This is a genomic window from Paenibacillus sp. SRL342 (genome assembly GCF_984798905.1).
On record NZ_OZ481790.1, the window covers coordinates 1729305 to 1753688 of the forward strand.

The window sequence follows — 24384 nt, forward strand, 5'->3', positions numbered from 1 at the left end:
ATAGGAATCGATGTCTCAACACTCATTGGGCATCGATTTATAATATTTAATCAGAACAGAATTCAACGTTTAGAAATATTAGGCTCATTTAAATAATATACTAATTCATTTTTTTGTAGAGATAGGTGGAGGTCACCGATGGAAATTAACGCTAAGAATCCAGAAGATCATATCCAACACATGTTACACGCGATCATCGAACAAACACAATCCATTATCAACGATAGTCATAAACAATCCTTCGGCTCTTTAGAATATTTCTTGGAGCACATTCTAGTGTACCAGGATGAAAAGCAATACATGTCTAGCGAGTGGCATATCCGCACACCACGCTGGCTAGGGGAGTATGGAAATACGCCAGAAGAAGAAGAGCTTCTTTCAGACATTTACAGACTGCAAGCATATATCACTGAAACATTAAAGGGCGGATAAGCGGATTACGATGTCGCATTAGTCCGGATGAAATGTCGCAAAAGTACATGGTAACGCAATACAGAGATCGTATATACTCTCTTTATGTTTCGATAATGAAAATCATTATCAGTATTATACATAAGGGGGATTCATCATGAATCAAGGAACAAATAGGCAGGTTGCCGGAAGTAAGGCATATGCTGCTCATAAATCACGATTACTCATGGGCTTGATGTTGGCCCTTATTCTAGTCCTGACGGCTTGCGGTGCCGCAACAGGTACAGATAGCAGTAAGCAATCTGCGGCAACACCAGCGGAGACACCTGCGAATGCGGAAACACAGACGGACGGAGCTTTTCCCGTAACGATCAAGGGCATGAAGGGTGACATCACTCTAAACGAAAAACCACAGAAAATTGCAGTGCTTGATGTTAAGTTTCTGGATCAAATGTTAGCCGTTGGCGAGAAGCCAGCAGGTAGTGTTATCGCTGGAGGCAACACCGATTATCCAGAATACTTAGGCGATCAACCGAGTGGTGTACAGGTTCTGGGTACACGGGACGAGCCTAACTTGGAAGCGATTGTTGCACTCGACCCCGATCTGATCATCATGACCGACTTCCAGGAGAAACAGTATGAAAGTGTAAGCAAAATTGCACCTACCCTCGTACTCGATTTCTACGAAGATTGGCGGGAGACGTTAGCTACAGTAGCTCAGATTACAGACAAGCAGGACGAGGCAGAGAAAGTGCGTACAGCGTATGAAGACAAAATTGCCGGGCTGAAGACAAAATTGTCAGAGAAGCTGGGTGATGAAACGGTGGCGATCATTCGTCCACGAAAAGAAGGAATTCGTGTTCACGGTATTGAGCACCGCATTGGCGGTATTATGTACAATGACTTGGGGCTGAAGATGCCTGCTTTGGTACAGGAGATTAATGAAGATGGTTCCGTAGAAATCTCGATGGAAAAAGTGCCTGAGATCGGGGCAGATCGTTATTTTGTGCTGTCGGATGAACTGTTTGCGGCAGAAGCGGAGGCGATGGTGAACAATCCGGTATGGCAGTCTCTTGATGCTGTGAAAAATAACCGCACGTATGACGTTAACTCAACATTGTGGATTGCATATTACGGACCTCTTGCGATTAATCTTATTGTAGATCAGGCATCGGAAGCCCTGCTCGGATCGAATTAATATGAACCAGTATCTCTCGACAGACTTATGGAAAGAGACAGTGGAGGATCATTCGATCTTGCTCGGTAAGCCGCCTGAACATAGTGTCCGTACCATTGCTCTAAGTGAGTTGCATGACGAAGCGGCATGCCGAGAGTATATCAGTTGGTTACAGGAGTACATCGATGCGCCTGACATGAAGGTAGCCGCTTCGATGTTAGCCAAGCGAATCGGTTATCTGTGGACGGCTCCGCTGGTGACCGCGATGACTTTTCATCATCAGCATGTTTCTTTTCAGCTGGAGAACAGCTTTCTCTATCATCCGGCGCTCTCAGATCATGAGGGCGGTACACGATTTCCTTTTCTAGCGGTGAACGGGCTTCAGGCAGAAGGAATAACGGGAGACAGGGCAGCGTGGCGGGAAAAGGTGCTCGAGGAGATTTTTGCGGGACAGCTTACACCCCTGTTAAAGACGCTTGCTGCGATTGCGCCTCTTTCGATGAGTATTCTCTGGGAGAATATCATGGTACGTATCGGCCGACTATTCGCTCCTGATGAAGCCGAGACTGAGCAGGAAAGTAAGATCATTCGAGAGGACTTTTCATATCTGACGCAGGTGGCATCCGGGGAAGTGTTTGGTGAGAGGAAGAATCCGTTAACCCGCTTCACCGATTGTAAGGACAATGTGCATGTTGCCAAAAGCGAGCGGATTACCTGCTGTTTCTATTACCAGATGTCAGGCGAATATTGTCTCAAATGTCCGAAAATTGACAATGAGAAAGAATCTCAACTAAAATGACAACAGCAACAACTTTACCTTTGCTATTGTCAGGAGATGAGAAAAATGCCGCTGCAAGAACAGACAAGTCTATGGAGTGATACAACGATCAAGATGCTTGATGGGTATAGCGGTACTTTGCAGACAGGCAGCGTTTTACACGAAACGGATTTAACTTCAAATGTGCTGCTGCTGGCATATGGAGGGGAAGGGGAGCTTGCAATGAATGGCGAGGATAGCCACATTGGAGCTTCTTTTGCCTGTCATGTGGTGAAGGGATCATCCTTTACGCTGACGGCCAGATCAGAGGACATTCATTATATTGTTATTATGTACAAGGCTTCTTCCATAGAGGGAGCCTCTCTTGTTGTGCCTTCATATCGCAAGCATCCGCTGCGCAGGTCATTTGTTCAAAACTCGGCAGCCCATGCGGAATGGATCGAAAATGCCGAGAAAATCGTTGCCAAATGGCGCCGCGGTGAAGGACTGGAACGTTTTTATGCCAACGCTTTGCTCCAAGGAATGATCTACGAGCTGATCATGGAGTATGAACGTGGTCAAGGGGGAGCGGAGTCCGACATGGTGGATGTAGTCGCTTCTTATATCACATCGCACTATCGTCAAAACTTGGAGCTAAAAGAGCTGGCAGCCCTGGCGGGCTGTAGTGTAAGACAACTGCAACGACGATTCAAACAAGAGAAGCAGCTTGGACCGATGGAATACGTCATTCAGCTGCGTATGGAAAGTGCCTCACGCATGCTATGTCACACGGATGCCTCCATCGGTGAAATTGCGGACAAAATGGGCTATCGCGATATGTATTACTTCAGCAGAGCATTTAAAAAATATCATGGCGTCCCACCGCTACATTACCGGCATGCCGCCGCTTCGAGAAGAGATGCAGACTATGCGAATGCTTTGCTGCAAAATCGTACAGCTTCTTCCTATGAATCAGCCGAAGGCCCGGTCATCTGCCATATGCGCGGGGAGTACACCGTCACCGAAATACCACAGCGTATCGCTGTCCTCGATGTGCAATATGCTGATCATTTGCTTGCACTGGGCTTGTCTCCGGTAGGAAGTGTCGGACTAGGAAGTACCGTGTTAACGTTCCCTCCATCACTCCGGGCAGGACTCCAGCATACAGCATTACTTGGTACGTATGAATACCCCGATCTCCCGGCAGTAGAGCGACTTGCGCCGGATCTGATTATTTGCACCGAGGTGCATGATCAGCATCATGAACGGTTAAGCCAGATCGCTCCAGTGCTCATGTTCAAGCGTAATGAAAACTGGCAGACCATCCTGAGTCTATTCGGTGAACTGACAGGCAAGCGAGCAGAGGCCAAGCAGATTATTGCGAATTATCATCGCCGAACAGCTTTGCTGTCCGAGGAATTGTCCTCTGTACTGGCAGGAAAAAGTGTGGCATTGATTCGTCCACTCGATTCCCTCGTGCGCGTCCATTCTGCTGCTCATCGCACAGGCGCTGTGTTGTACCGGGATCTGGGTCTGCCCGTTCCGTTATTTGTTGCAGATACCACCGACACGGCCTATCATATCTCGGTTGAGAGATTACCTGCAGTACAAGCTAGCCACTACTTTTTGCTGAGTAATGAGCTTATGCAGGATGGGATATCTGCGACAGAGACGAGGGTTTTGGAAATGCTGGATGGGGGTGAGCAACAGTGTGTACACTCTGTTGATGCTGCAACATGGATCGGCTGTTATGGGCCGATAGGTGTTAATGGGATTGTGGGTCAGATCGAGCAGGCGTTGTTGGGGTGAGGGGGAGTTATACAATTACTCCCCTTATTTCAGTATATTCAGAGTTCATCGAATTAGTGGAGAACTTCTTCAAACAGAGATGTATCATAGTTAAGAATGCAGTCATTCTATTATGTAGATCGCATTTGTTTCTTCATTTTATTGTTACTGAGAACGTTGACAGAAGTAATTGACGAAAGATACAATCCATATATTCCCTATAGTTTCAAATTGTTTATATAGATTGATCGTTTTAAAAATAACTTCAACTCTCTATTTGGAATTTGATTTTTTGGATATACCTTCAGGAAGTGATAGTGTCTTAATACTTAAAGGATCGTAGTTCACGAAAACAAATACCTTCTTTTTCTTATCGCCTTCAATGTAGCCGTGGAGGCCTAACGACTTGCTTAAATCGGGAGGAGAGAATCTATACTCCGTAAAACGAACGGTTTCACCGTACTTTTCGAGAATATAATTTGCAGCGAACTTCTCGGCGGAGGATACAATCATCTTTTCCTCTTTGGAGGCACATGCTCCAAGCAAGAAAGATGAGATAATTAAGATTACAAACAGGAAGAAAGGTTTTCTCAAAAGGGACACCTCTACTTTCATATACTGGTATTAATATACTATAAAGATTGAATTATCACTAGTTTACATAATCATATTGAAATGTTCAATTCAGGAGGTACTTATGCGGAACGATTACATTAGCGATGAGTTGTATAAGGAAATATCTGACTTAGCCTACCAGAAAAACGTTACTGCTGGAACATCCCTTACGGAGGAGGGTGATTATGCACAATGGAAGGTCATTGAACCTGAAGGTGCTAAGCTCCACAATAAAGTGTCGGGTTTTGATTCCGTCATCCTCCACAACAATCAGACGAATCAGATTGTCATCGGTTACCGCGGAACGGAGCCAGATGGGAGCTGGCTTGGTAGAGCGGCCGATTACGAAACAGATGTGTTCGATGTTTTAGGTGGACGTACCAGAGAACTGGAGGATGCCGTAACTGATCCTAATCATCATAACATTTTCAAGAAAAGTTTTATTCAATCCATTAAGGACGATATCGATTGGGAGAACAACCAATTTCATCAGGCGGAAGTACTTTATGAACAAGTCAAAGCAAAATATCCTGACGAAAGTATCTCTCTTACGGGACATTCGCTTGGAGGTGGTTTAGCGCAATATGTGGCAGCGCGACAGGATTTGTCGGCCATGACATACAGTGCTCCGAGTGTAACCAATCTGCTGGACGATGCAAGCTTGGCGAAAGTGAACGAAGGTTACTATGATAAAAAAGTGGTAAACATCGTTCAGCCAAACGATTCAGTAGGTGCAGGAGGACTTTTTGAATATGACAGACATGTTGGCAGCACGTACTACAAAGGCCAGGATTTTGACTCGGCCAATGCGATGTACCAAAACTGGAGACTGCAATTCCAGCTCATGGTGCCGATTAGTCCGATGGGGCCCAGCGGCCCGTTAGTAACATACAATTTCCCAATTGATATCGACCTAGACAAGTTTCAGGTCGGTAATATTGTTCGATTGATGGACTCGTTTTCCAAGGAAGAAGGCAAAGGATATCACTCGATGAACCAGTATCAGTTTGATGAACAGGGAAACTTGGACGGTCCACTTATCGATCGCGCCACGGGGAAACAAATTGACATCTCACCACGCTGGAATGCTTATCAGGAATCACGGATGGCTTTGTCAAACATCGTTGGAGGGTTTGTGGCTCCCTTGATTGCGGCTGTATCCAATGGAAAGTCAGGTCAAGGTGGTGGGACAATCCGACTAACGCCGGAGGAATTGGCACAGGCAGCCAAGGAAATGCGCCTTAGTCTGAGCGGGTTTTCCAATGATGCACAAGCTTCCATCCGAATGTTCGAGGCTTATACTTCCACAAGTGAAAGCCATTCCTTCACGTCAATCGCTTACGAAGCTACGGCGACACTGGAACGAATTAACCGTTGGTATCAGGAATCCATCAGCGAGATTGCCGAGTACATTGAACGCAAGCACGAAGATTTCGTTCAAGCAGACCAGTTCTTAACGGGAGGTAATTGACATGGGAAGAATATCGGTATCTTTATCCGATCTGAGAAGAGCCGTTCAGCAATGTGAGCAGTTGCAGGAGCGCTTAGTGCAGCAGGAGCAGAAGATGCGTTCAATACATAGTAGACTGGAGCAAGATTGGGCAGGAAATGCTGCCACAACGCTAGGATTCAAAATGCAATCTTTCCTGAACGGGACATTCAGCCGAATGGATGAATTGGAGGCGCATAAAGAAGCATTGCGACGATACATTCACAGAATGGAGGAAGCTGACCGTGAGGACTTCAGAGACCGGAGGGAGCACTGCTTGCTGAGCTGAGATATTCGAACAGTGGTATGCAGATTCTGCAGCAACAAAGATCGGCACAGGGTTGTAATGTAGAAAGCCTGAATATCAATCCACGAAGTTATGACATTCAGATGATGTGGCGAAGCGATACGCTCTACCTTTTTTAAAGTTGATAGGTTCCAAATGCATCGGAAGGTCTTCGGATTCCCTATGGGATGAAAAAGGACCTTTTTGTTTTATTACTATAATGAAAGGTTCCACTGCGTACTCGCATTCTGTAAAACCCTGCATATATTCATCGTATTTAAAGCTCATTGGATCGATTGGATAAGGGGTTGAGTAAACTAATAAATCTCCTTTATTCGCCAATTTCCTTTCGTAAATGTAACAATATGGGTTATCATATATGTAGTTCAGGCACTAGTAGGAGGTTGAAAGTTGGTGAAGAATCATTTGTATTTCTGAATTCCGACTTCAAGGAAGTTCAATTATCATCAACCGATTTAATCTATAATGTGTTTAAAGATATGTATACGTATATAAGTGTTGAAATCACAGACGACATTTTATCGAATAAGGTATCGCTAGAAAAAGAATCGAGAAATCAACTGATTAAGGATATTGGAGTGCTTAAACAAGATTTGGAGTATATCGATAGTCAATTTAACGAGGATATTCTGAAAGAACAAAGTCCTAAGTGGATTGAAAACAAATGGAAAGAGTTAATTGGAGAGATTGTAAATAGAAATGCGGATTATAAGTTATATGAAAGAATGAAAACGAAATATAATCTATGAGTATTTCTTGTAAGGAAATTAATATCTTAATAACAACATATCTACGCCGTGTTGCTTTCACTTCTTGGTCTATAGAGGATATTCGAAGAAATGGAGTCAGCAGGTAACCATGCACTACCTTACTGAATTGCGGCAAGTCGCTGGACTCTTAAGGGTAGTGAGGGTTTGTAGATACAAGTTATCAATAAAACTTTTTGGGGAGAACTGATGGAACCATTACAGATTATCAAAACGCCTCCATACTTTAAGATTCTAAATTGTAATATCACGAAAGTTTTAGATGAATTACTAATAGAAGATAATTCTATTTTATTTTTAGACATTTACCATGAAGAAGATCTCGATACCTACTTATCTAAAAATAAAATATTAAAGTTAGATAATGTGATACAAATTATCGATAATTCAAATAAGATGAGTTTTATACCATATATCAAATCGAAGAAAGATTTATTAGATCATTATAGGTACCAAGACTGGGACTTTTCTTGTATTGTCTTTGATAAAAATTTTAAGTGTCTTTTCTACATAAGAGGGATAGATGATGCAGGAGAGAATGGAATTAGAATAAAAGAAATGGAGCCCAACCTATATAATAAATACTTTTTAAATTATCAAGATTAGAAGGTAACTCTTACGAAGGCGAGAGCTAATGTGAAGTGATTTGAAGAGATGTTGAAAGAATGTATGGTATAACGATGCATTACCGCTGATTCACGAAGTTAAGTGAAAGACTATAAGGAGGGATATAATGAAGCTTTTTCGTGGAAAAGAAGCCTTAATTCAAGGGACTGATCTTATAAAACCTTCAATAGATACGCCTCTTGGAACAATTGAACTTTCTCTTGCTGTCTCCAGCGAATTTTATCTTCCTAGTCACTGTGCTCAGCTCAAACATGGCGGATCACTCTACCAATATTACTACGACTCGTTTGATTGCGAGTTAGTGCTCTGTAATCTGAACCATAATCCTTCTTCACCTCAGGAAGTAGACGAATGCTGGGGAGCCGTATTTAGAATCAAACCCAATGCATATCATCAGACAAGCACGTGTAGCTTTTCTGCTTCGTGGATAGAGGTATACGGCTGGGAAGATTACGGATCTGACACGGGAGAAAATCTTGAAGCTGTCGAATATGAGAATGAACAGTACCGCTTACACATAGGAACCCAAGAAGAACCACTGATAATGGGAAAAAGAAACCAAGGTGATATGATTCCTAAATCTCTTGCTTTGAACTCTGCTTTTGAGAAGTATAGTTTTGTCTTACATTCTGATCAAGGCATTGAAGTATCTATGACAGAGATTGATTCCCACCAGATATGCCAAGTACATTTTTTAATAGCGTGGAAGAGAAAAATAGAAGAGGATATTTCTACTTGGTTAGCTGTAGATCAGCCTACGAAAGAAATCTTAAAGGGAGAAGATATTTGGTAAACTATAAACGAAAATAGTATATAAAGAACAAGAGATACATCCTTGATCAAGTAGTGGGAGAAGTGTGGTACTTTACCTATATATATAGGATAAATTTTGATATACGTCTAAGGTAGAAGGAGAGAATGTAAATGAACAACATAAACTCTCATAATTGCAACCTAAATATAAGGTATGACATGCCTGATGAGGTGTGGGCTAAAGTTTCTAAAGTATATGAGCGGATGCCAGGGTGGATTGGTTATAAAAGTGGAATTCCACATTGGTTTGGAACCGAAGAGGATGATGTCTTTATTGAAGCATCTGTTGAGCCTAGTGGATTATCATTTTATGCACAGATGAATAACGATGATTGGACTTCATGGATAGAAACGTTCAAGTTGGAAGCGTCAAAAATATTAGGTTTTGATGTTGGTGAACCTGAACATGGATATATGTGATGAATGAAGGAGGATGTAATGATGAATGGATATGGTACATTACATGAGTCAAACGGTCGTTATGCTTTGAGGTTTGAACGATTTCTTCATCATAATCCAGAAGATGTTTTCCTTGTGATCACGAAGCCTAATTCCTTCGCCCAATGGTACCCTTTCGCAACAGGAGAGATGGATCTGAGAATTGGTGGCAGGATTGCCTTCGATGATGGTGAAGGAACGACATATGAGGGGACCATTACAGAGTTAGAAAAGCCATATGTATTTGGTTTCCGTGAAGTTGATGATCTGATTAACATTTCATTGCAGAAAGAAGATAAAGGATGTCGAATGATCTTTACCCATACGTTTAACGATGATTCATGGGCAGTGAATACCGCTGCGGGATGGCATAGGTGTCTGGATGTATTGGTTCAAATTATCAATGGTAAGCCCATTCAGTGGCACGATAACTCAATTGAGTTGCGTAAAATCTATAGTGAAGCATTCAAGATAAAAGATTAACAGAATTAAAAAAAGTTATTTCAATATAACATCCTACCTCAACGTTGATCACCATATTGGGGGGTTATCGTGACTAAGGATTCGTGTATACAGATTAGTTATCTGAGACCGACATGATGGGGATGAAATAAAGATGATACTAGGACTATACAGAATCAAGGGATTGATTCGCTATAGACTGTAATCGATTAGATGTGATAATATTTCCTGCTTATATTTGGGGGAAATATGCGTGAAAGCAGATTATACCTCTATTGCCATTCCAGTGTTTAATTCGTATAGCTATTCTTTCCAACAACGAACGAAGCATCGCAAAAACCAGTATTCAGCTACCGTGATACGATAATTAACGATAACTACAGGTGAGGGTATACAAAGAATACGATGACATCCGATAACACAGCATTCCTACTGTGGGCATACGCCCTTGATCGCTAAAAAGGATTTTCAAGCGCGTTATTAAGCGATACATTCAAACAGCTAAGTCTAACGACCCGTTCCCTACGGTCACTTAAGCTGCTTGAACGTCAGAAATGCCAAACGTTATACAAAATTGCCGAAAGGATTGATGGACGTTGATTCAAGGAGAATTAATTTATAAAACAATAGACTCTTTAAAGAAAAGATTAGAAAATAATAAATTACTAGAACTACAACTTCATGAAGGTTATTTAACTCAAGCTACCTGTCAGTTTAATGAAGCAGCAGATGAAAGTGATTTATTGGAATTCCAAAGGAAGTTAGGGTATAAACTTCCCAATGATTATCTTAACTTTTTGAAGATAACCAATGGTTGTTCATTATGTGACCATCCGCAATACAGTGGAGAATCATATTTATATAAGTGGCAGGGTATTGAAGAATCAACGTACGAGGAACCAACTGATGGGTACTTAAAGATAGCCTATATATATCAAGATAATATAATAATTGATCTGAAAGCATATAACCAAGGCTCAAATAATTACTTAAAGGTTAAGGGGCACATAGATCATTTTCATGAGTCGAGACCCTTGAATATGAACTTCGAGTTGTGGTTCGAACGATTTATTATCAGTCAAGGAGATAAGTTTTGGGAATGGTCAATATATACGGCAGAAAATTATTATAGATTAAGAGGATAAAATATTGAAGGAAATTTCTGAGGAGTACTTTCAAACTAGAGGATTCGTGAATACAGGAATGTTATGTGGAATTGTATTGAAAGAGTTGGAGTAGGTGAGTTCAGTGGTGGAGAGGAAATTTAAAAGTCATTTTTTTTATATTGTTCTACTGTCAGTTCCATTTGTAGAAGGAGAGATTTTACTTTTATTAAAATATCCTAACACCGGATTAGGCAGGATTATAAGCTTGCCCATGACCTTTATGATGAATGGTGTGATTATTCTGATCTCATCTAGTTTAGTTTATTATTTGCTTAAATACACCAGACTTCGAGTTGTTGGGCGAGTTATTCTAGGATTAACGATATGTTTAACACTTATCGTAACAGTGTGGTTGTATCCACAGGATTCATCCAAACATATTTCAAAAACCATAGTAGAAGATATTAAGAATTTATGGATTAAATGAGGAATTCGCTTGGTATATATTTTCTGATTAATTATTATTTCTAAAGGATCCATACATCAATTCTTAAAGAGGTGAACTCCTGAAAGACAAAACTGAAGTAATGGCTTATTTTAGCTTGTTTGGAGATGAATTCGATCCGAATTATGTAAGTTCAATACTTAAAATTGAACCTACGAATACGGCTTATAAAGGCGATATAATTAACAAAAAGCATCGAATCAAAGAAACATCATGGACATTAGGTACGGATTATGAAGAATCATTAGATGTGAATCGCCAATTAATAAAAGTAGTCGATATGTTGAGAAACAAAGTAAAAGAGATCAATTCGATTCGGATTGAACATCAATTAAAAATAAAATTTTTCATTGTAATAAGAATAGAAGAGGGGAAAACGCCTGCTCTTTATTTCGATTCTGATTTTATTGAATTTGTTAATATGATTCATGCTGAAATTGATGTTGATTTGTATGCAAATCCATATAATGAAGAATTAGAATAAGAAATAAAGTTTGTAAGACACGCTTCCAAGGAATGGACATCAGATAACATTATGTAGGAATAAACGAACCTTAAGGCTCATCAATATCTGATAACAAAGTGTTAATGATGAGGGATAGGCTTCCTTTTTGCTGTAAATAGTGGTGTTTCCCTTAAAGGAGGATCTTAAATAATTGAGAAAACGACATTCTATTGAAAAAGCGGAGTGGTCAGAAACTAGAGAGAACCACTATCACAAAGACTGCAAGGATATGGCATTTGCATTTGGCGATAGACTCATCGAAGTGGATGGCACGGTTTATTTGAAACGAAAAGAAGTCGAGATTAAGGTGATTAAACCTCTTAAACGAAAAACATTTTGGTATGAAACATGGCTGAAGATCAAAGAAATCTACAATGCATAGTCTAATATGTAATTCAACATGATCGCTTAAGAGCCAGTGAAGGTTGATTAATCATTTTGTGAGTAATATCTGGAGGTAATTGAATGACGATAATTTGTCTCGAAGGTGCCAGTTCTGTAGGTAAAAGTACTACTTGTCAGCAGTTCGCTACACAATAAGATGCATTTATTGTTCCAGAAACAGGGTTCCTTTTTGAATCTCCTCAACTTGAAGGTAAGGAACTTATGATGTGGTTACTGGAGAGACAAATCGATAGATGGCATATAGCATATGAGAAGAATCAACAACATGAGTATGTGATTTTGGATGGCGATGTATTTAAGATTTGGTACAGCTGGATATATGGTTCTGAGCACCTATCTTTAGATGAGACAGCGAACTTTTTTAGAGAGAAGTTATTGGAGAATGAAATATCATTACCGGATGCTTATGTACTATTCTGGGCAGAAGAAGATGGATTGCGCAAGCGAAAGGAGATGGATCAGACAAGATCCAGAAGAAATTTTGATAAACATCTACGCATGATTGAACCTCAAATGAGATACTTCCATTACCTTAAAGAACTGGTACCAGGATATGTAGGGATTCATAAAGCAGAGACTGTAGCAGATAATATACATCATATTGTAAAGCATAGCGAGACATTACCGGACATAAAAAAACGCGAGAGCGAGATCTTTGATAGAGTAATTGATTTTTACAAGAGTACTACTCCTTAATCTTAGTGTGGCTTTTGATATCAGATCTCAAAGCTACTCTAGCTGTGTCTTGGAACTGAACAAATACTGCGAACCAAGGAAAAAGAAATATGCGAGGTGAGTTATGGGCGTAAGAAAAAAATATAAACGTAAAATCGTTCGCTCCAATAGATTATTTTATTGGTATGTTGAACCGGATATAGACGATGAAGGGATAATCAAATTACATATCGTTTCTGAGGATAAAAAGTTAATCGTCACTTATGAAGTGGGACAACACAGTATTAAGAACAAGACCCCATTTATAGTCATCACCGGAGAAGAATTCGAAGGCTGGACAACAGAATATATAGGATACAGAAGAGTACTCACACCGAAATGGAGCGATGAGATCATCACGCCAAAGTTGATAGGTGAAATCATTGATTGGTGCCTCTTAAAAGATAAAGAAATAAACATCGTTAATTGGAAAGGTGAAATACTTTGGCCTCTCTCCTGAATGGAGTGTAATTGCATTGGAGAAATAATTTAGATTCGTGTGGACTCTTTTTGAGAGCGCATACGTGAAAACAAGAGAATGTAATTAACATTTAAAATAAAAGGAGAGAAGAAATGCAGATGAATTGTAGACATCACACGGTAAACAAAGTAATTGCTTGTGTTCTGTCATTCATATTTATCATTATGGCAATAGCGGTACCTGCCCATGCTGAAGAGGAACAGGTTGAGACTACACCATCCAGGATTCCTTTATCCAAGTTAGAGGAAACGATTGATGCTTATGTAGCCTCGTATGAGAAGTATACCGCTGCCGTTTCGGTTGTGGCTATCAAAGATGGTGAAACCATTGTGAATAAGGCATATGGTTACGCAGATATTGAGAATCAGCGGAAGGCGGATACCTCTACTGTTTTTGAATGGGCTTCAATCTCGAAACTGTTGGTCTATACGAGTGTGATGCAGCTTGTCGAACAAGGAAAGCTTGATTTGGATACGGATATCCAAGAATATCTGCCCGATGGATTTTTCAAAAAGCTGAAATATGATGATCCAATTACCCTAATGAACCTGATGCATCACAATGTGGGTTGGGAAGATCAAACAGCGGCCGAGGTGTTTTATTACTCCGAGGATGAAACGTTAGAATTAGGAGAAACGCTGCGTAGAAATGAGCCGAAACAGATCTATAAACCGAATAGCGTCGTCGGTTATTCCAACTACGGCGTTGGTCTAGCCGGTTACATCGTAGAAGAGATAAGTGGCCAACCTTTTTATGAGTATGTCAATCAACATATTTTCGAACCACTTTATATGAACGACACCTCGATTCATCCAACGGGGCAAGATCATCCAGACCTAGTACAAAGAAGAAATGAGATTGAAGGGTATACAAAAGATTTGAAACTGATCCCTCAGAACAGAGGATACGTCACCTTTTATCCTGCCGGGGCAGCGATTGGGACAGCAGAAGATTTAGGCAAATTCCTTGCAGCGTTGATGCCTGTAGATGATAGCAATGTATTATTTAAGAACAGGGATACGTTGAACGAAATGTTGTCAACAAGTCTATATTATGACGGGACTTCTACTCCGCGATTTGCGCATGGGTTCATTGAGATGGAATACTGGGTGCCTACATTGCTGCACGAGGGGAATTTGAAAGCATTCTCCAGCAAAGTTGTCTTTGATCCCGAATCTAAATTTGGGGTGGTGGTCATGACAAACCAGTCTTTTGAAGAAATTTATGGTTATGGGCTTATTAAAGAGATTTTCGGTGATAACGCCAATTCTAATATAGTTACTTCGGAGGGGGTAGGATATTTTCAATCCGCACGACGGGCAACATCTAGATTTACTAATTTATTTACAGCTCTTGATATAAGGAAATTCACCAAAGCTGAATTAAGTAGTTCTTATCATGTTGTCGAGCATAATGGGGTTGTTGATAAAATTTCCTTTACTCCTTACATTGATTACTTGCCAATATCGAATGTAAAGGTAAACTTGATTAAGATATCTTTTATTCCTGCTGTGCTTGCCGCCATTTTCAGTTTATGTGCTTTGATCGGCTATGTGATCCGGAGGCTTCTTAACAAACTACATAAACGAGGAAATCCTACTACCAATTTTAATAAATACCATCTTGCAATTAACTTTGCAGGTGTGGCACTCCTTCTTAATCTTTTCATCATACAAACGAAGTTGAGGTTTCCGAATTATCCCGCTTATTCGTCGTTACGCATGAATCTAATGTTTAACCTTCTTTATGTGGTTCTAGCAGTGGCGTATCTGGGCTTGCTTATTTACAAACTGCGAAAGAGTAGTTACAGTAAAAAGCAAAAGGTGATGTACATCATGTCTGGCATCTCGGCGTTCATCTTGGCTGCTTTTATTGTGGGATGGAATTTGTATGTTTAGAAGATTAAACGCTGAATATAGATATTCCATGTATTACACAGGCTCGTGGATGACTCCTATATATAAGTGAAATTATAAGTGGGGAAAATTATAAAGAGTAAAGGCAGCAATTCCTTATGTGGGACTGCTGCCTTTGTTTTATACGCCCTTTGGCAACTTGTGCCTCGGCATATTGAAGGGGATCAAGATCATCCTATTTTTTGTCTCTCAAAATAAATAATTTAATGTAACTGTAAATGACCACTAGAATATTCAATAATAATAGACCTATATATCCATCCGTTAATTTTGTTCTTTCAATCCACTTATTCACTAACTCTCCAGAGAGAGCTTGTTTTCCTAAATATTTATTTATATCACTCGGATGTATCTCATCCATATATATAAGTGGAAACTCCATGCTGTTGGAAGAAGCAGCTAGCGGCGGATAGAATTCTACCCATTTCTGACCTGCCCATCTATCATACTTATATTGAAGGTCTGCGCTGGATTCAAGATTGTCCCACCTGAGAAAACCCAATATGAGTAGAATACAAAGTGTGACGACGCTAAGTATTAACTTCTTGTTATTCAAATAAACCCCATCCTTATGTTGTACTACTAACAGTATCGTTGCATTGAACAACCTTATCATCCGTTATATTCTATCAGCATTTTCCGTTATCTTTAAGTGGATTGTTTCATTCCGAATGAAATGCTAGTAAGGTAACCAACCCTAAACATAAGACCGTATTGTTTCTGACCTATTTTTCCGGGCCATGCGTTGAGACACTCCTTCGCCACTCAGTTGCTGGAAAACGGGATAGATCTACGATACTTTCAGGAGCTATTATTCGGTCATACGAGTGCACGAACAACTCAGCGATATACACATGTTAGTACAAAAAATATTCAACGTATTCAAAGCCCACTGGATCGTATGGACATGGGAGATTGAGTATCCTAATATATCTCCTTTTTTCACCAAATTTTTCTTCGCAAATATCACCGCATAGGTTATCATATACGTAGTTCAGATATCGGGCAGAATGTGTTGTATTTACGAAGTACATAGATTAGATGTTAGGTGAAATCTGACAAAAAATAAAAAAATTAAGGAGAATTAAGCATGGAAGAAAAGAGAAAATATAAACTTTATCAGCTTCTCATAATCGTAGCTTCTATTATTGGTGTGTGGGGATTCATTAATCCTATTTTCATTGGCTGGGTCTTTAAAGACAAAGATGGATATGAAACATATAAGGAATTTGGTCCTGTTGGTGATTGGATTGGTGGAACATCGACGCCAATTATTACTCTTGCTAGTTTTATCATTTTATTAGCAGCCTTTCTTGCTCAAAAGGAAGAACTTCAAGCAACACGTGAGGAAATGAATTTAACAAGGAAAGAGTTTAAAGAACAAAACAAAACGTTAGCGAGACAGCGGTTTGAAAATACTTTCTTTCATATGGTCTCATTACATCACAGTATTGTTAATAGTATTGAACATACTGAGATAGAATCAAATAGTAAAAGCTATACAGAAACTCAGTATACATCCAAAATAATACGGGGTAGAGCATACATATCTAATATTGCACGGCCGTTAGTTTCATATGAATGGTCAGATACGTTGGATCTGAGGTCGTTGAAACAAAAATATAATAATATTTATCAAGAGAATCAAAGTGAGTTAGGTCATTATTTCAGAAATCTATATCACATTATTAAGTTGATAGATGAAAGTGCTGAACTTGAAAACGACAATAACAGTGAATTTGAGGAAAGAAAAAAATATATAAGAATCATCCGAGCACAACTTTCAACTGATGAATTACTTTTGTTGTTTTATAACTCACTTACAGATGAAGGTTCAAAATTTCATACTTTAATTATCAAATATAAATTACTAAACAATTTAAGTGTGAAATTAGTGCCAAAAGCACTTAGAGATCTATTTGTAAGTATGAAACAAGAATAACATTAAGAAACCATTAGGTGTACCACTGAAGAGCCAGAAATCACCTAACATAATATTCACGCTGTGAGCATTCGCTCTTGGTTTGACATGAAGGATTTCGAGGGAGTAAAGGCAGCTAGACACCTCGGCATTCGCCGAGGTCGTGAATACAGGAACGTTATAAGAAATTGCCTCAATCACAAAATTGTTGAAACAGGGGTGATGAAGGAACAATGGATTCATTATTTGATTTTAAGATCATTTCAAAACATAGAATGGTAAATCAGGCGACACATTCAATCGGCTAAGTCTGTCGACCCGTTCTATATAAAATCATGACATTAAATTAAGAGGGTAGGTGCTTTGAAGTTTGAATATTAAAAACATAATTTCAATTCTAATTATTATTGGGCCAGGACTATATTTTGGTTATGTTGGAAAATCAACAGAAATGGGACTTGCAATTTTATCCGGTGCTGTAGCTGTAGCTTTTATGAATATTGATAAGATCCAGCGATTTAAAGGAGCTGGATTTGAAGCTGAAATGAAAAAAGCAGTGGAAGACGCATATGCTACGATAGAGAATTTAAAAGAATTGGCCACACCATTAATTATTACAGTAGTCACCAATCTAACTTATTCCGGACGTCTTGGTGGCATGGATCCTCATAGAAAACACAGATTTAAAGATGAACTAAAAATCATTTCTGATAAGTTATTAATTACTGATTCAGAACTTGAGGACGCTATGAGTAACTTTCATAGATATCATACATGGGATCATATCTCACGTATTGCTGATGAAGTACATAAAGAACAACTTTTGTCCGATGAGCATAGAAGAAAGCTATCTGAACTAAGAGATTATTCTTCAAGTCATTTTCCTTCGGTGAATGAAATAAAGAATTTATTTATTGGTACACCAATACCTGAACGGATACAAGACTTGATTGATGATTACGATTACTATCTAAAGAATCAAAAACTAAGGAGATGAGTCTCTAGCTCAAGAATGAATGTATTTCGGGGAAGAGTCATGACATCATATAAGAAAGCATTCCTACTGCGGGCATTCGCCCTTAATCGCTAAGAAGGATTTCCAAGGAAAGATTATTCAGGCGATACATTCAAGCAGCTAAGTATGACGACCAGTTCCCTTCGGCCACTTAAGCTGCTTGAACGTCAGGAATGCCAAACGTTAGACAAAGACTTTTGAATAAATATAAGTATGGGAGAAGTCGATGAAGTTTACTAAATTAGTAGAAGATTTAGAAATGATTATTGAATATAAAATCAGAGATGCAATAGGGGAAACAATTAGTGAATTGAATAAAAGGAATATGCTTACAGCATCATTTGCAAGTGATAATATCATTACTTCTGGATTCATGGAACTAAACAATCAGATTATTAATAATATTGAGGAATTCAGTAAGTTAAAACTACTTAAAAAGGCAGAAATCATAGTGCTAAAAAAGCAAATAAATATAATAATAGAAAATCAAAGTATATTGTTAATAGATGAAGCGACCAAAAGTACAAGTTATGAACCAACTTACTTGAAACAAGAACATTTAAAAAAAGAATCAAAGAGGATTATGAATATCCAAATTGAACGTTTACTAAGAGAAAAGAAGCAAAAAACTATTAGTTTTTGGTGGGATCTTTCGAAGATTGCATTTACAGCTATTGTTGCTGGATTTATTGGAGGATATATAAAAGACATTTATTTCAAGTGAATTCAATGATGAAAAGTCCTTCGTATAACATTGTATCTACGCTGCGTCACTTTCGCTCCTTGGTCTACCCGAAGATTTTCAGAGAAGCGGATTCAGGCAGAGAGTCCTACAGGGCTAAGTTGCGGAGTCACCCAGTCAGTACGCTCCTTTAAGCCTTTTGGGTTCGTAGATACAGAAACGTTAAGCGAAACATAAAATCTAACTAAGTATGAGGTAAGTAAAATTTGTTGAATCCTAGAGAACAAGCAATATTAATTTGGATTGGAATATTCGTAATTTATGTTTTGTCTATGAAGGGTGTTAGGGCATCAATACCTCAAATTTTTAAATCTTTTTTTGGCTTGTTTAGGCACCCTATTTTTATTCTCACAAATATATATATACTATTTATTTTTTGCATAATGTTCTTCTTTAGAATACTTGAAGTAGGAGTGGTTAAAGACTATGTAGTTTGGATTTTCACTGCATTATATCCTTTGGTTTTTCGTGTTTCTTCAAAGTATAAAGAAATAAATATAAATAAGATATTTAAAGATACTTTTAAGTTAAGTATAGTTCCCCTATTTGTTATTAATGAATATACTCTATCACTCGTTTCAGAACTAGTAGTAGTACCTATTTTAGCGTTAATTGCTGGGATTTTAGCTGTAACTGAAAGAGAAGAACAATATGTACAAACTAGAAAGTTATTAAATAACATATTAATGATTTTCGGATTTATATTTATATGTACTGCATTGATAGGCTTGATATTGCATCTAAATGATGCATTGGAAGTAGACTTTTGGATAAAGATGTTTATCGACATTATAGGTATAGTTTTGCATATTCCTCTTTTGTACTTTCTTAAATATGCAGGTTTTTATGAACAAATTATTATTAGGACTAGAATTGGTAAATCGAAAAAAATATATGCAATGGTTATTGTTTTCTTTAATTATAGATTTAAAACAGAGAAATTATTAGAGTGTTCAAAGAATTATAAACTATGGAATATTAATACTATCAATGAATTAAGAGATTTTCTGAAGTTTGAATCATGAGGAATAAACATCGCTTAACATAATATATAAGTAGTGACTCCTTCGTAACCTTGGATTCCGAGGAGACATTTCAGCAAAAAAACCTTTGGGGTCCGTGAATTCAGGAACGTTAGGCAAAATATTATCCAAGGAGGATTTGAATGAATATATTAGCAGTTGATTGTTATTTTGAGCATGGAAACGTTTCTACAGATGAGTTTGGCTCTTCAATTACTTTTTTAGATTATGATGTAATAATATGGGATCCGAATTTTACCTTGTCAAGTTACGAAGCCGATAGAACAAGCAGTACATACAGGGGAATTAAAAATCTTTCCGAAAAAGATTCAACTACTATTCAATACGATATTAAGAGAAGAAAAAACGAAATAAAAGAACTTTTTAAATTAGGTCGAACTGTCATAGTGTTTATGGCGCCGAATCAAATTAGTTATTATCATACAGGTGAGAAACAGTTTTCTGGTACTGGAAAGAATAGAGTTACAACTAATATAGTTAATCAAATAGATCTTTTATCTATTCTACCTCAAAAGTTAAACGTTACAGAGGCTAAAGGTTCAAATATAGATTGTAGAGCTTCTGAGCCATTTAAATCCTTTTTCACAACAAATAAAAAGCATTTTCAATATGAAGCATATTTTAATCAAACTACAGGTTCTCCCTTGTATTTTGTTAAAGGTACTGATAGAGCAGTAGGATCTTACTTAAAGATTGAAAATGGGAATCTATTATTTATACCAACGTTTGCTAATGACGATGATGAAGACTTACAAAAGGGGTTTATTGATTCTGTTATTGTCCTTGTAGATGAGTTGAAGCGAAGCACAGGAGACTTCGTGCAGCCTTCATGGAGCAAAGAATTTATATTACCTGATGAAACAGAGAAAAACAAAAAACTTGATGTATTAGAGAAAGAACTAGCTTCAATTCTTGAGAAGATAAATCAGCAAAAAGAAGAAATATACATGATTGAAGGCTATAAAATTTTATTTACAGGTTCAGGCAAAGCTCTTGAAATTCAGGTTGCTAAAGTATTTGAAGAATTGGGATTTAATGTGGAAGAAGGCTTACCAGGCAGAGATGATTTAATTATTTCATGGAAAGATAAAGTTTCAGTAGTAGAGGTAAAAGGCGTTTCTAAAAGCGCCGCTGAAAAACATGCTGCACAATTGGAAAAATGGGTAAGTACATACTTCGAATCCCATGATCTAATGCCCAAAGGAATATTAGTAGTTAATGCATTTAAAGATGTAGTATTGGATAAACGAGTAGAAGATGATTTTCCAAGTCAAATGATCACTTACTCTGAGAAGCGGGATCATTGTTTAATTTCAGGTCTGCAATTGCTGTGTTTGTATATTGATTGCTTGAAAAACCCAGAAAAAAAAGAAGAATGTCTAAATGAGTTATTAAACACTAATGGAATCTATGATAAATACAATTGGAAAGAGATCATCAAGATTAATTAAAGCGACAAAATAAAAGAAAGAATGATATAGAGTAAATATACTCCGCTTAATAACAAACTGATGGATTAAGCATTCGCCCTGGGGCCAACATTGAAGGAGGTTTGGGGAATTTATAGCAGCCGATCACGCAGAATACACTGGTCCCACAATTTGTTAAACAAAAAAAGTGAGGTTTAATTATGAGCAAACTCTATAAATATAACAAGGCTTTGGAAATAATTCTATTTGGACTATCCGTAGTCATTATTAACTATCTATTAAGCAAAAATTATTATTGGGGAGTATTAATAACATCAATTGTAATCATTTTACTTGAGATTTTTGTAAAAAACAAAGAGTACAATCCGATAATTAAGTCAGCAAATGCTAGAGATGAAAAAAATAAAGAAATTGAGAGATATGGTATTACAAATCATTACTTTATGGACAATTATGAATCTAAAAATAAGAGGAATTCTGAAATAGCTAAAGCAATTGATGAGGCGAATGAATTGTTTTTACTTGCTGAAACAGGGAAATCATATTTGGATATTTCTACAGATAGACATTGGAAGAATATAAAGGAAAGTTTAAATAAAGGAGTATTTTTTAAGGTTTTGCTGTTTGATCCTCATAGTAAAAATAAACAAGTTAGAAATAATTTGAATAATGCTGATGGAGTTGATCGAAAGTTAGATATTGAGAGTCTTATAACACTGAATGATAAATATGAAAATGTGGAAATTAAGTTTACTGACGAAGTCTATTGTTCAATATTTTTTACGGATAAGTATATGATCTATGATCCTTACCATTTGGGTAAAACATCAGATCGTATTGAAAATAATTTCATTGCTCTGGAATTCGAACGTAATAACCGAAATTACAATATATTAAAAAGTCACTTTGATAATTGTTGGAAAAATTCCAAATCATTTGAGAAGGTTGTGAAAAATGAAAAGAATAATTCTCACTTACAACCAAAGTTGTAATTTAACTTGTGATTTTTGTTATGTGAATTTCCACCATCAAAAAATAGAAGACAAAACATATGAGGTTGTAAAAAGAGCAATATCATTGGAGTTCAACGTCATCACTTTCGGTGGTGGTGATTCTTTTAGTAAAAGAAGTTTTAGAAATTCATGTATACTAGCAAAGGAAAGAGGGTTATTTACCCAAGTGGATACAAATGGTATTTCAATAACTAAAGGTGATTTTGCATTTATTGAAAAGTATGTCGATTTAATTGGGATTTCCTTAGACGGGATTGGTGAAGTTCATAATTCCATGAGGAAATCAAAGAATTTATTTACTAAAATAGATACGGTTCTAGGAACATTAAATGAATTAAAAACTAGAATTAAAATAAATACCATACTCACAAATCAAAACAAAGGGGCTATTCAAGATTTATATAGATATTTAATGCAGTATGACAATATAGACAGTTGGAGTATATATCAGTTTTTTCCTTTATCCGTTGCAAGAAAGAATAAAGATGTGTTTGAAATCAATAAAGATGAGTTTGACAGTGTATTGACTTTTTTAGATAAGGAGAATAACAAATTTAATATCGAAAAATTTAAATATAGTGATAGAGTTACTGGATATATATTCTGTGATGAACAAGGAAAGCTATATACGAATAGTATAGAAGGAGACTACCGATCAATCTGTTCAATTTTCGATATAGATGTGGCAGAGAAACTATCTAGGCTTGAAAACTTCGTTAATCCTAAAACAAAAAAACGTTATGTATAAATTGACCATTCTTTGTTAATTTGTGCTGATTACTGCAAGAAAAGCCATCTGTTGGGATGACAACTCAAAATGGATGATTTAAATATGAGTTTCGGCACCTCAACACCATCCCAACTGTATGAAGCTTTGCCGGACTTACCCTTTCTAAGGCTATTATTATGAAGGGAATGATATATTGTTATAGTAAAAGATGATGAAGTTTTATAACAATCTTTCTTACTTTGTTTCTTCTCCGAGCAAATAACCCACTGAAATCTCCAAGGCGTTCGCAATCATCACCACTTCATAGTCTTGAACAAGACGATATTGACCCTCCAGACGTGAGAGACTCGTTTGACTGATATCCAAACCCAATGTTTGCAGTCTGGCGAGGAATTCTCGTTGTTTAATACCTTTACTTTTACGAATAGCTACGACTCTGGAGCCTATGATGTTTTTGTCGCCAGGTGGTTCTTGTCTATGCTTCATTATGTCTCCCCCCCTCATTTCAACCACATTGTATGAGAAATAATGGTTGTTTTAATGCGGATATCGAATTAAAATAAAATAAACCGATATTCGCATTAAAATTGACTGCTCACGTCTAGCATTAACAAGACATGGCGCAGTTTAGACCCATCAGAGAGGTGGATATATGAGCCGGTTGCTTGACTTATTGGAAGAGGAACGGCGCAAGCTTAATCAGCTTGGTGAGGCATCCTTGAAGCAAGCGATTCCGTTGTGGGAGAACCCTGAGGTTCAGGAACAGAGCCGGAGGGTGGACGAACTGGTGGCACGAGTTAGTGAAATGAGGGCGAAGCATAGTCGAGTGGTACGGTGATGAGTACGGTACATATAGGGGAGGAGAAGCAATGGATTTTCCACCGTGGATGCAACGAGCGATTCAAGCAAGGCTGGATGAGGTGACTGCCCGGATTGAACATGATCCTGAACTGAGTCGAGTACGTGGGGGAACAGACGAAGCATTTGAAGTTTTGTTTGCAGGTAATGATGTCAGTCAGACACCTGAATATATCGAGTGGGAGAATCGTTATATTGTCAGCAGGGGCATAGAAAATGAGCGGTTGTATATGCAGGGACTACGAGATGGCATTCAGCTCACAGTATCCTTGTTAGGTCAATCGATGCCAGAGGAGACCGATACAGAGGATTGATCCACTAAGGCGAACCCATAAGTCAGGGGGAAGCT

At 37.9% G+C, this 24384-nt stretch carries 29 protein-coding genes and 1 pseudogene; 27 read left to right on the top strand and 3 right to left on the bottom strand.

The annotated features are described in order from the left end of the window. Window positions 1–138 precede the first annotated feature (138 nt). From AC4E8D_RS07765 to AC4E8D_RS07780, 4 genes are all read left to right on the top strand, one after another. Window positions 139–432 carry a hypothetical protein gene (locus tag AC4E8D_RS07765; protein WP_221822534.1) on the top strand — a complete coding sequence of 98 codons (294 nt, stop codon included), beginning with the start codon at window positions 139–141 and terminating at the stop codon, window positions 430–432. A gap of 136 nt (window positions 433–568) precedes the next feature. After that, window positions 569–1609 carry an ABC transporter substrate-binding protein gene (locus AC4E8D_RS07770; RefSeq protein WP_490206031.1) on the top strand — a complete coding sequence of 347 codons (1041 nt, stop codon included), beginning with the start codon at window positions 569–571 and terminating at the stop codon, window positions 1607–1609. A 1-nt stretch (window position 1610) separates the two neighbouring features. Then, window positions 1611–2387 carry an IucA/IucC family C-terminal-domain containing protein gene (locus AC4E8D_RS07775; protein ID WP_221822539.1) on the top strand — a complete coding sequence of 259 codons (777 nt, stop codon included), beginning with the start codon at window positions 1611–1613 and terminating at the stop codon, window positions 2385–2387. A 45-nt stretch (window positions 2388–2432) separates the two neighbouring features. Then, entirely contained in the window at window positions 2433–4154 is a 1722-nt protein-coding gene (locus tag AC4E8D_RS07780) for a helix-turn-helix domain-containing protein (protein WP_490206032.1), read from the top strand. 252 nt (window positions 4155–4406) lie between these two features. Here the strand turns inward: AC4E8D_RS07780 and AC4E8D_RS07785 are convergent, their stop codons facing one another. Further along, window positions 4407–4748 carry a hypothetical protein gene (locus AC4E8D_RS07785; protein WP_339307393.1) on the bottom strand — a complete coding sequence of 114 codons (342 nt, stop codon included), beginning with the start codon at window positions 4746–4748 and terminating at the stop codon, window positions 4407–4409. Window positions 4749–4830: 82 nt separating this feature from the next. Between AC4E8D_RS07785 and AC4E8D_RS07790 the strand changes: the two genes are divergently transcribed. The 13 genes from AC4E8D_RS07790 to AC4E8D_RS07850 all read left to right on the top strand — a co-directional run bounded on the left by AC4E8D_RS07790 (window position 4831) and on the right by AC4E8D_RS07850 (window position 15265). Further along, window positions 4831–6219 carry a lipase family protein gene (locus AC4E8D_RS07790; protein WP_339307395.1) on the top strand — a complete coding sequence of 463 codons (1389 nt, stop codon included), beginning with the start codon at window positions 4831–4833 and terminating at the stop codon, window positions 6217–6219. Window position 6220: 1 nt separating this feature from the next. Continuing rightward, window positions 6221–6526 carry a WXG100 family type VII secretion target gene (locus tag AC4E8D_RS07795; RefSeq protein ID WP_490206033.1) on the top strand — a complete coding sequence of 102 codons (306 nt, stop codon included), beginning with the start codon at window positions 6221–6223 and terminating at the stop codon, window positions 6524–6526. Between the two features lie 401 nt (window positions 6527–6927). Next, complete coding sequence (locus AC4E8D_RS07800; protein ID WP_339307399.1) at window positions 6928–7293, top strand: hypothetical protein; 366 nt, start codon at window positions 6928–6930, stop codon at window positions 7291–7293. A 207-nt stretch (window positions 7294–7500) separates the two neighbouring features. Next, a complete protein-coding gene (locus AC4E8D_RS07805; RefSeq protein ID WP_339183111.1) occupies window positions 7501–7917 on the top strand; it encodes a hypothetical protein in 417 nt (138 codons plus the stop codon). Between the two features lie 127 nt (window positions 7918–8044). Next, complete coding sequence (locus AC4E8D_RS07810) at window positions 8045–8731, top strand: hypothetical protein (protein WP_339307401.1); 687 nt, start codon at window positions 8045–8047, stop codon at window positions 8729–8731. A gap of 131 nt (window positions 8732–8862) precedes the next feature. Continuing rightward, on the top strand, window positions 8863–9171 hold the full coding sequence (locus AC4E8D_RS07815; protein ID WP_339307403.1) for a hypothetical protein: 309 nt from the start codon (window positions 8863–8865) through the stop codon (window positions 9169–9171). Window positions 9172–9189: 18 nt separating this feature from the next. Then, window positions 9190–9672, top strand: a complete 483-nt coding sequence (locus AC4E8D_RS07820) for an SRPBCC family protein (protein WP_339307405.1) — start codon at window positions 9190–9192, stop codon at window positions 9670–9672. Window positions 9673–10247: 575 nt separating this feature from the next. Next, window positions 10248–10796, top strand: a complete 549-nt coding sequence (locus AC4E8D_RS07825) for an SMI1/KNR4 family protein (protein WP_339307407.1) — start codon at window positions 10248–10250, stop codon at window positions 10794–10796. Between the two features lie 548 nt (window positions 10797–11344). Next, window positions 11345–11746 (top strand): DUF4279 domain-containing protein, encoded by a 402-nt coding sequence (locus tag AC4E8D_RS07830; protein ID WP_490206034.1) that lies wholly within the window; start codon window positions 11345–11347, stop codon window positions 11744–11746. A 172-nt stretch (window positions 11747–11918) separates the two neighbouring features. Continuing rightward, window positions 11919–12149, top strand: a complete 231-nt coding sequence (locus AC4E8D_RS07835) for a hypothetical protein (protein WP_310333564.1) — start codon at window positions 11919–11921, stop codon at window positions 12147–12149. 224 nt (window positions 12150–12373) lie between these two features. Then, window positions 12374–12868: a hypothetical protein gene (locus tag AC4E8D_RS07840; protein ID WP_490206035.1), complete on the top strand. Its 495-nt coding sequence runs from the start codon at window positions 12374–12376 to the stop codon at window positions 12866–12868. 103 nt (window positions 12869–12971) lie between these two features. Continuing rightward, complete coding sequence (locus AC4E8D_RS07845) at window positions 12972–13346, top strand: hypothetical protein (protein WP_490206036.1); 375 nt, start codon at window positions 12972–12974, stop codon at window positions 13344–13346. Window positions 13347–13531: 185 nt separating this feature from the next. Next, complete coding sequence (locus AC4E8D_RS07850) at window positions 13532–15265, top strand: serine hydrolase domain-containing protein (RefSeq protein WP_490206037.1); 1734 nt, start codon at window positions 13532–13534, stop codon at window positions 15263–15265. 193 nt (window positions 15266–15458) lie between these two features. Here the strand turns inward: AC4E8D_RS07850 and AC4E8D_RS07855 are convergent, their stop codons facing one another. Continuing rightward, window positions 15459–15839, bottom strand: a complete 381-nt coding sequence (locus AC4E8D_RS07855) for a hypothetical protein (protein WP_490206038.1) — start codon at window positions 15837–15839, stop codon at window positions 15459–15461. A 183-nt stretch (window positions 15840–16022) separates the two neighbouring features. Between AC4E8D_RS07855 and AC4E8D_RS07860 the strand changes: the two are divergent. The 8 genes and pseudogenes from AC4E8D_RS07860 to AC4E8D_RS07895 form a co-directional block, all read left to right on the top strand. Further along, a pseudogene (locus AC4E8D_RS07860) lies at window positions 16023–16202 on the top strand (tyrosine-type recombinase/integrase); the annotation flags it as partial. Window positions 16203–16373: 171 nt separating this feature from the next. Next, window positions 16374–17225 carry a putative phage abortive infection protein gene (locus tag AC4E8D_RS07865; RefSeq protein WP_490206039.1) on the top strand — a complete coding sequence of 284 codons (852 nt, stop codon included), beginning with the start codon at window positions 16374–16376 and terminating at the stop codon, window positions 17223–17225. A gap of 349 nt (window positions 17226–17574) precedes the next feature. After that, complete coding sequence (locus tag AC4E8D_RS07870) at window positions 17575–18201, top strand: hypothetical protein (protein ID WP_490206040.1); 627 nt, start codon at window positions 17575–17577, stop codon at window positions 18199–18201. 244 nt (window positions 18202–18445) lie between these two features. Continuing rightward, window positions 18446–18943, top strand: coding sequence for a hypothetical protein (locus AC4E8D_RS07875; protein ID WP_100529651.1), 498 nt, complete (start codon window positions 18446–18448; stop codon window positions 18941–18943). A gap of 224 nt (window positions 18944–19167) precedes the next feature. Next, complete coding sequence (locus tag AC4E8D_RS07880) at window positions 19168–19986, top strand: hypothetical protein (RefSeq protein WP_490206041.1); 819 nt, start codon at window positions 19168–19170, stop codon at window positions 19984–19986. 140 nt (window positions 19987–20126) lie between these two features. Further along, the gene (locus AC4E8D_RS07885; RefSeq protein ID WP_490206042.1) at window positions 20127–21455 is read left to right on the top strand and encodes a hypothetical protein; all 1329 of its coding nucleotides are present in this window, start codon (window positions 20127–20129) and stop codon (window positions 21453–21455) included. 179 nt (window positions 21456–21634) lie between these two features. Then, window positions 21635–22426, top strand: a complete 792-nt coding sequence (locus tag AC4E8D_RS07890) for a hypothetical protein (protein WP_490206043.1) — start codon at window positions 21635–21637, stop codon at window positions 22424–22426. Continuing rightward, window positions 22389–23195: a radical SAM protein gene (locus AC4E8D_RS07895; protein ID WP_490206044.1), complete on the top strand. Its 807-nt coding sequence runs from the start codon at window positions 22389–22391 to the stop codon at window positions 23193–23195. The genes AC4E8D_RS07890 and AC4E8D_RS07895 overlap by 38 nt, the downstream gene beginning before the upstream one ends. A gap of 216 nt (window positions 23196–23411) precedes the next feature. On the opposite strand, the gene AC4E8D_RS07900 is transcribed toward AC4E8D_RS07895, so the two are convergent. Next, the gene (locus AC4E8D_RS07900) at window positions 23412–23663 is read right to left on the bottom strand and encodes a helix-turn-helix domain-containing protein (protein WP_490206045.1); all 252 of its coding nucleotides are present in this window, start codon (window positions 23661–23663) and stop codon (window positions 23412–23414) included. Window positions 23664–23829: 166 nt separating this feature from the next. On the opposite strand from AC4E8D_RS07900, the gene AC4E8D_RS07905 reads away from it, so the two are divergent. Both AC4E8D_RS07905 and AC4E8D_RS07910 read left to right on the top strand, forming a co-directional pair. Beyond that, window positions 23830–24015, top strand: a complete 186-nt coding sequence (locus tag AC4E8D_RS07905) for a hypothetical protein (RefSeq protein ID WP_036610538.1) — start codon at window positions 23830–23832, stop codon at window positions 24013–24015. A gap of 31 nt (window positions 24016–24046) precedes the next feature. Continuing rightward, window positions 24047–24349 carry a hypothetical protein gene (locus AC4E8D_RS07910; RefSeq protein WP_490206046.1) on the top strand — a complete coding sequence of 101 codons (303 nt, stop codon included), beginning with the start codon at window positions 24047–24049 and terminating at the stop codon, window positions 24347–24349. Window positions 24350–24384 lie beyond the last annotated feature (35 nt).

What these genes read in the sequence shown, in the direction of transcription:
- AC4E8D_RS07775 (WP_221822539.1), top strand. Translation starts at nt 1,611, where the DNA reads ATGAACCAGTATCTCTCGACAGACTTATGGAAAGAGACAGTGGAGGAT.
- AC4E8D_RS07785 (WP_339307393.1), bottom strand. Translation starts at nt 4,748, where the DNA reads ATGAAAGTAGAGGTGTCCCTTTTGAGAAAACCTTTCTTCCTGTTTGTA.
- AC4E8D_RS07895 (WP_490206044.1), top strand. Translation starts at nt 22,389, where the DNA reads ATGAAAAGAATAATTCTCACTTACAACCAAAGTTGTAATTTAACTTGT.
- AC4E8D_RS07840 (WP_490206035.1), top strand. Translation starts at nt 12,374, where the DNA reads ATGATGTGGTTACTGGAGAGACAAATCGATAGATGGCATATAGCATAT.
- AC4E8D_RS07765 (WP_221822534.1), top strand. Translation starts at nt 139, where the DNA reads ATGGAAATTAACGCTAAGAATCCAGAAGATCATATCCAACACATGTTA.
- AC4E8D_RS07890 (WP_490206043.1), top strand. Translation starts at nt 21,635, where the DNA reads ATGAGCAAACTCTATAAATATAACAAGGCTTTGGAAATAATTCTATTT.
- AC4E8D_RS07900 (WP_490206045.1), bottom strand. Translation starts at nt 23,663, where the DNA reads ATGAAGCATAGACAAGAACCACCTGGCGACAAAAACATCATAGGCTCC.
- AC4E8D_RS07850 (WP_490206037.1), top strand. Translation starts at nt 13,532, where the DNA reads ATGGCAATAGCGGTACCTGCCCATGCTGAAGAGGAACAGGTTGAGACT.
- AC4E8D_RS07815 (WP_339307403.1), top strand. Translation starts at nt 8,863, where the DNA reads ATGAACAACATAAACTCTCATAATTGCAACCTAAATATAAGGTATGAC.
- AC4E8D_RS07780 (WP_490206032.1), top strand. Translation starts at nt 2,433, where the DNA reads ATGCCGCTGCAAGAACAGACAAGTCTATGGAGTGATACAACGATCAAG.
- AC4E8D_RS07910 (WP_490206046.1), top strand. Translation starts at nt 24,047, where the DNA reads ATGGATTTTCCACCGTGGATGCAACGAGCGATTCAAGCAAGGCTGGAT.
- AC4E8D_RS07845 (WP_490206036.1), top strand. Translation starts at nt 12,972, where the DNA reads ATGGGCGTAAGAAAAAAATATAAACGTAAAATCGTTCGCTCCAATAGA.
- AC4E8D_RS07820 (WP_339307405.1), top strand. Translation starts at nt 9,190, where the DNA reads ATGATGAATGGATATGGTACATTACATGAGTCAAACGGTCGTTATGCT.
- AC4E8D_RS07875 (WP_100529651.1), top strand. Translation starts at nt 18,446, where the DNA reads ATGAAGTTTACTAAATTAGTAGAAGATTTAGAAATGATTATTGAATAT.
- AC4E8D_RS07865 (WP_490206039.1), top strand. Translation starts at nt 16,374, where the DNA reads ATGGAAGAAAAGAGAAAATATAAACTTTATCAGCTTCTCATAATCGTA.
- AC4E8D_RS07830 (WP_490206034.1), top strand. Translation starts at nt 11,345, where the DNA reads ATGGCTTATTTTAGCTTGTTTGGAGATGAATTCGATCCGAATTATGTA.
- AC4E8D_RS07795 (WP_490206033.1), top strand. Translation starts at nt 6,221, where the DNA reads ATGGGAAGAATATCGGTATCTTTATCCGATCTGAGAAGAGCCGTTCAG.
- AC4E8D_RS07885 (WP_490206042.1), top strand. Translation starts at nt 20,127, where the DNA reads ATGAATATATTAGCAGTTGATTGTTATTTTGAGCATGGAAACGTTTCT.
- AC4E8D_RS07905 (WP_036610538.1), top strand. Translation starts at nt 23,830, where the DNA reads ATGAGCCGGTTGCTTGACTTATTGGAAGAGGAACGGCGCAAGCTTAAT.
- AC4E8D_RS07810 (WP_339307401.1), top strand. Translation starts at nt 8,045, where the DNA reads ATGAAGCTTTTTCGTGGAAAAGAAGCCTTAATTCAAGGGACTGATCTT.
- AC4E8D_RS07770 (WP_490206031.1), top strand. Translation starts at nt 569, where the DNA reads ATGAATCAAGGAACAAATAGGCAGGTTGCCGGAAGTAAGGCATATGCT.
- AC4E8D_RS07790 (WP_339307395.1), top strand. Translation starts at nt 4,831, where the DNA reads ATGCGGAACGATTACATTAGCGATGAGTTGTATAAGGAAATATCTGAC.
- AC4E8D_RS07805 (WP_339183111.1), top strand. Translation starts at nt 7,501, where the DNA reads ATGGAACCATTACAGATTATCAAAACGCCTCCATACTTTAAGATTCTA.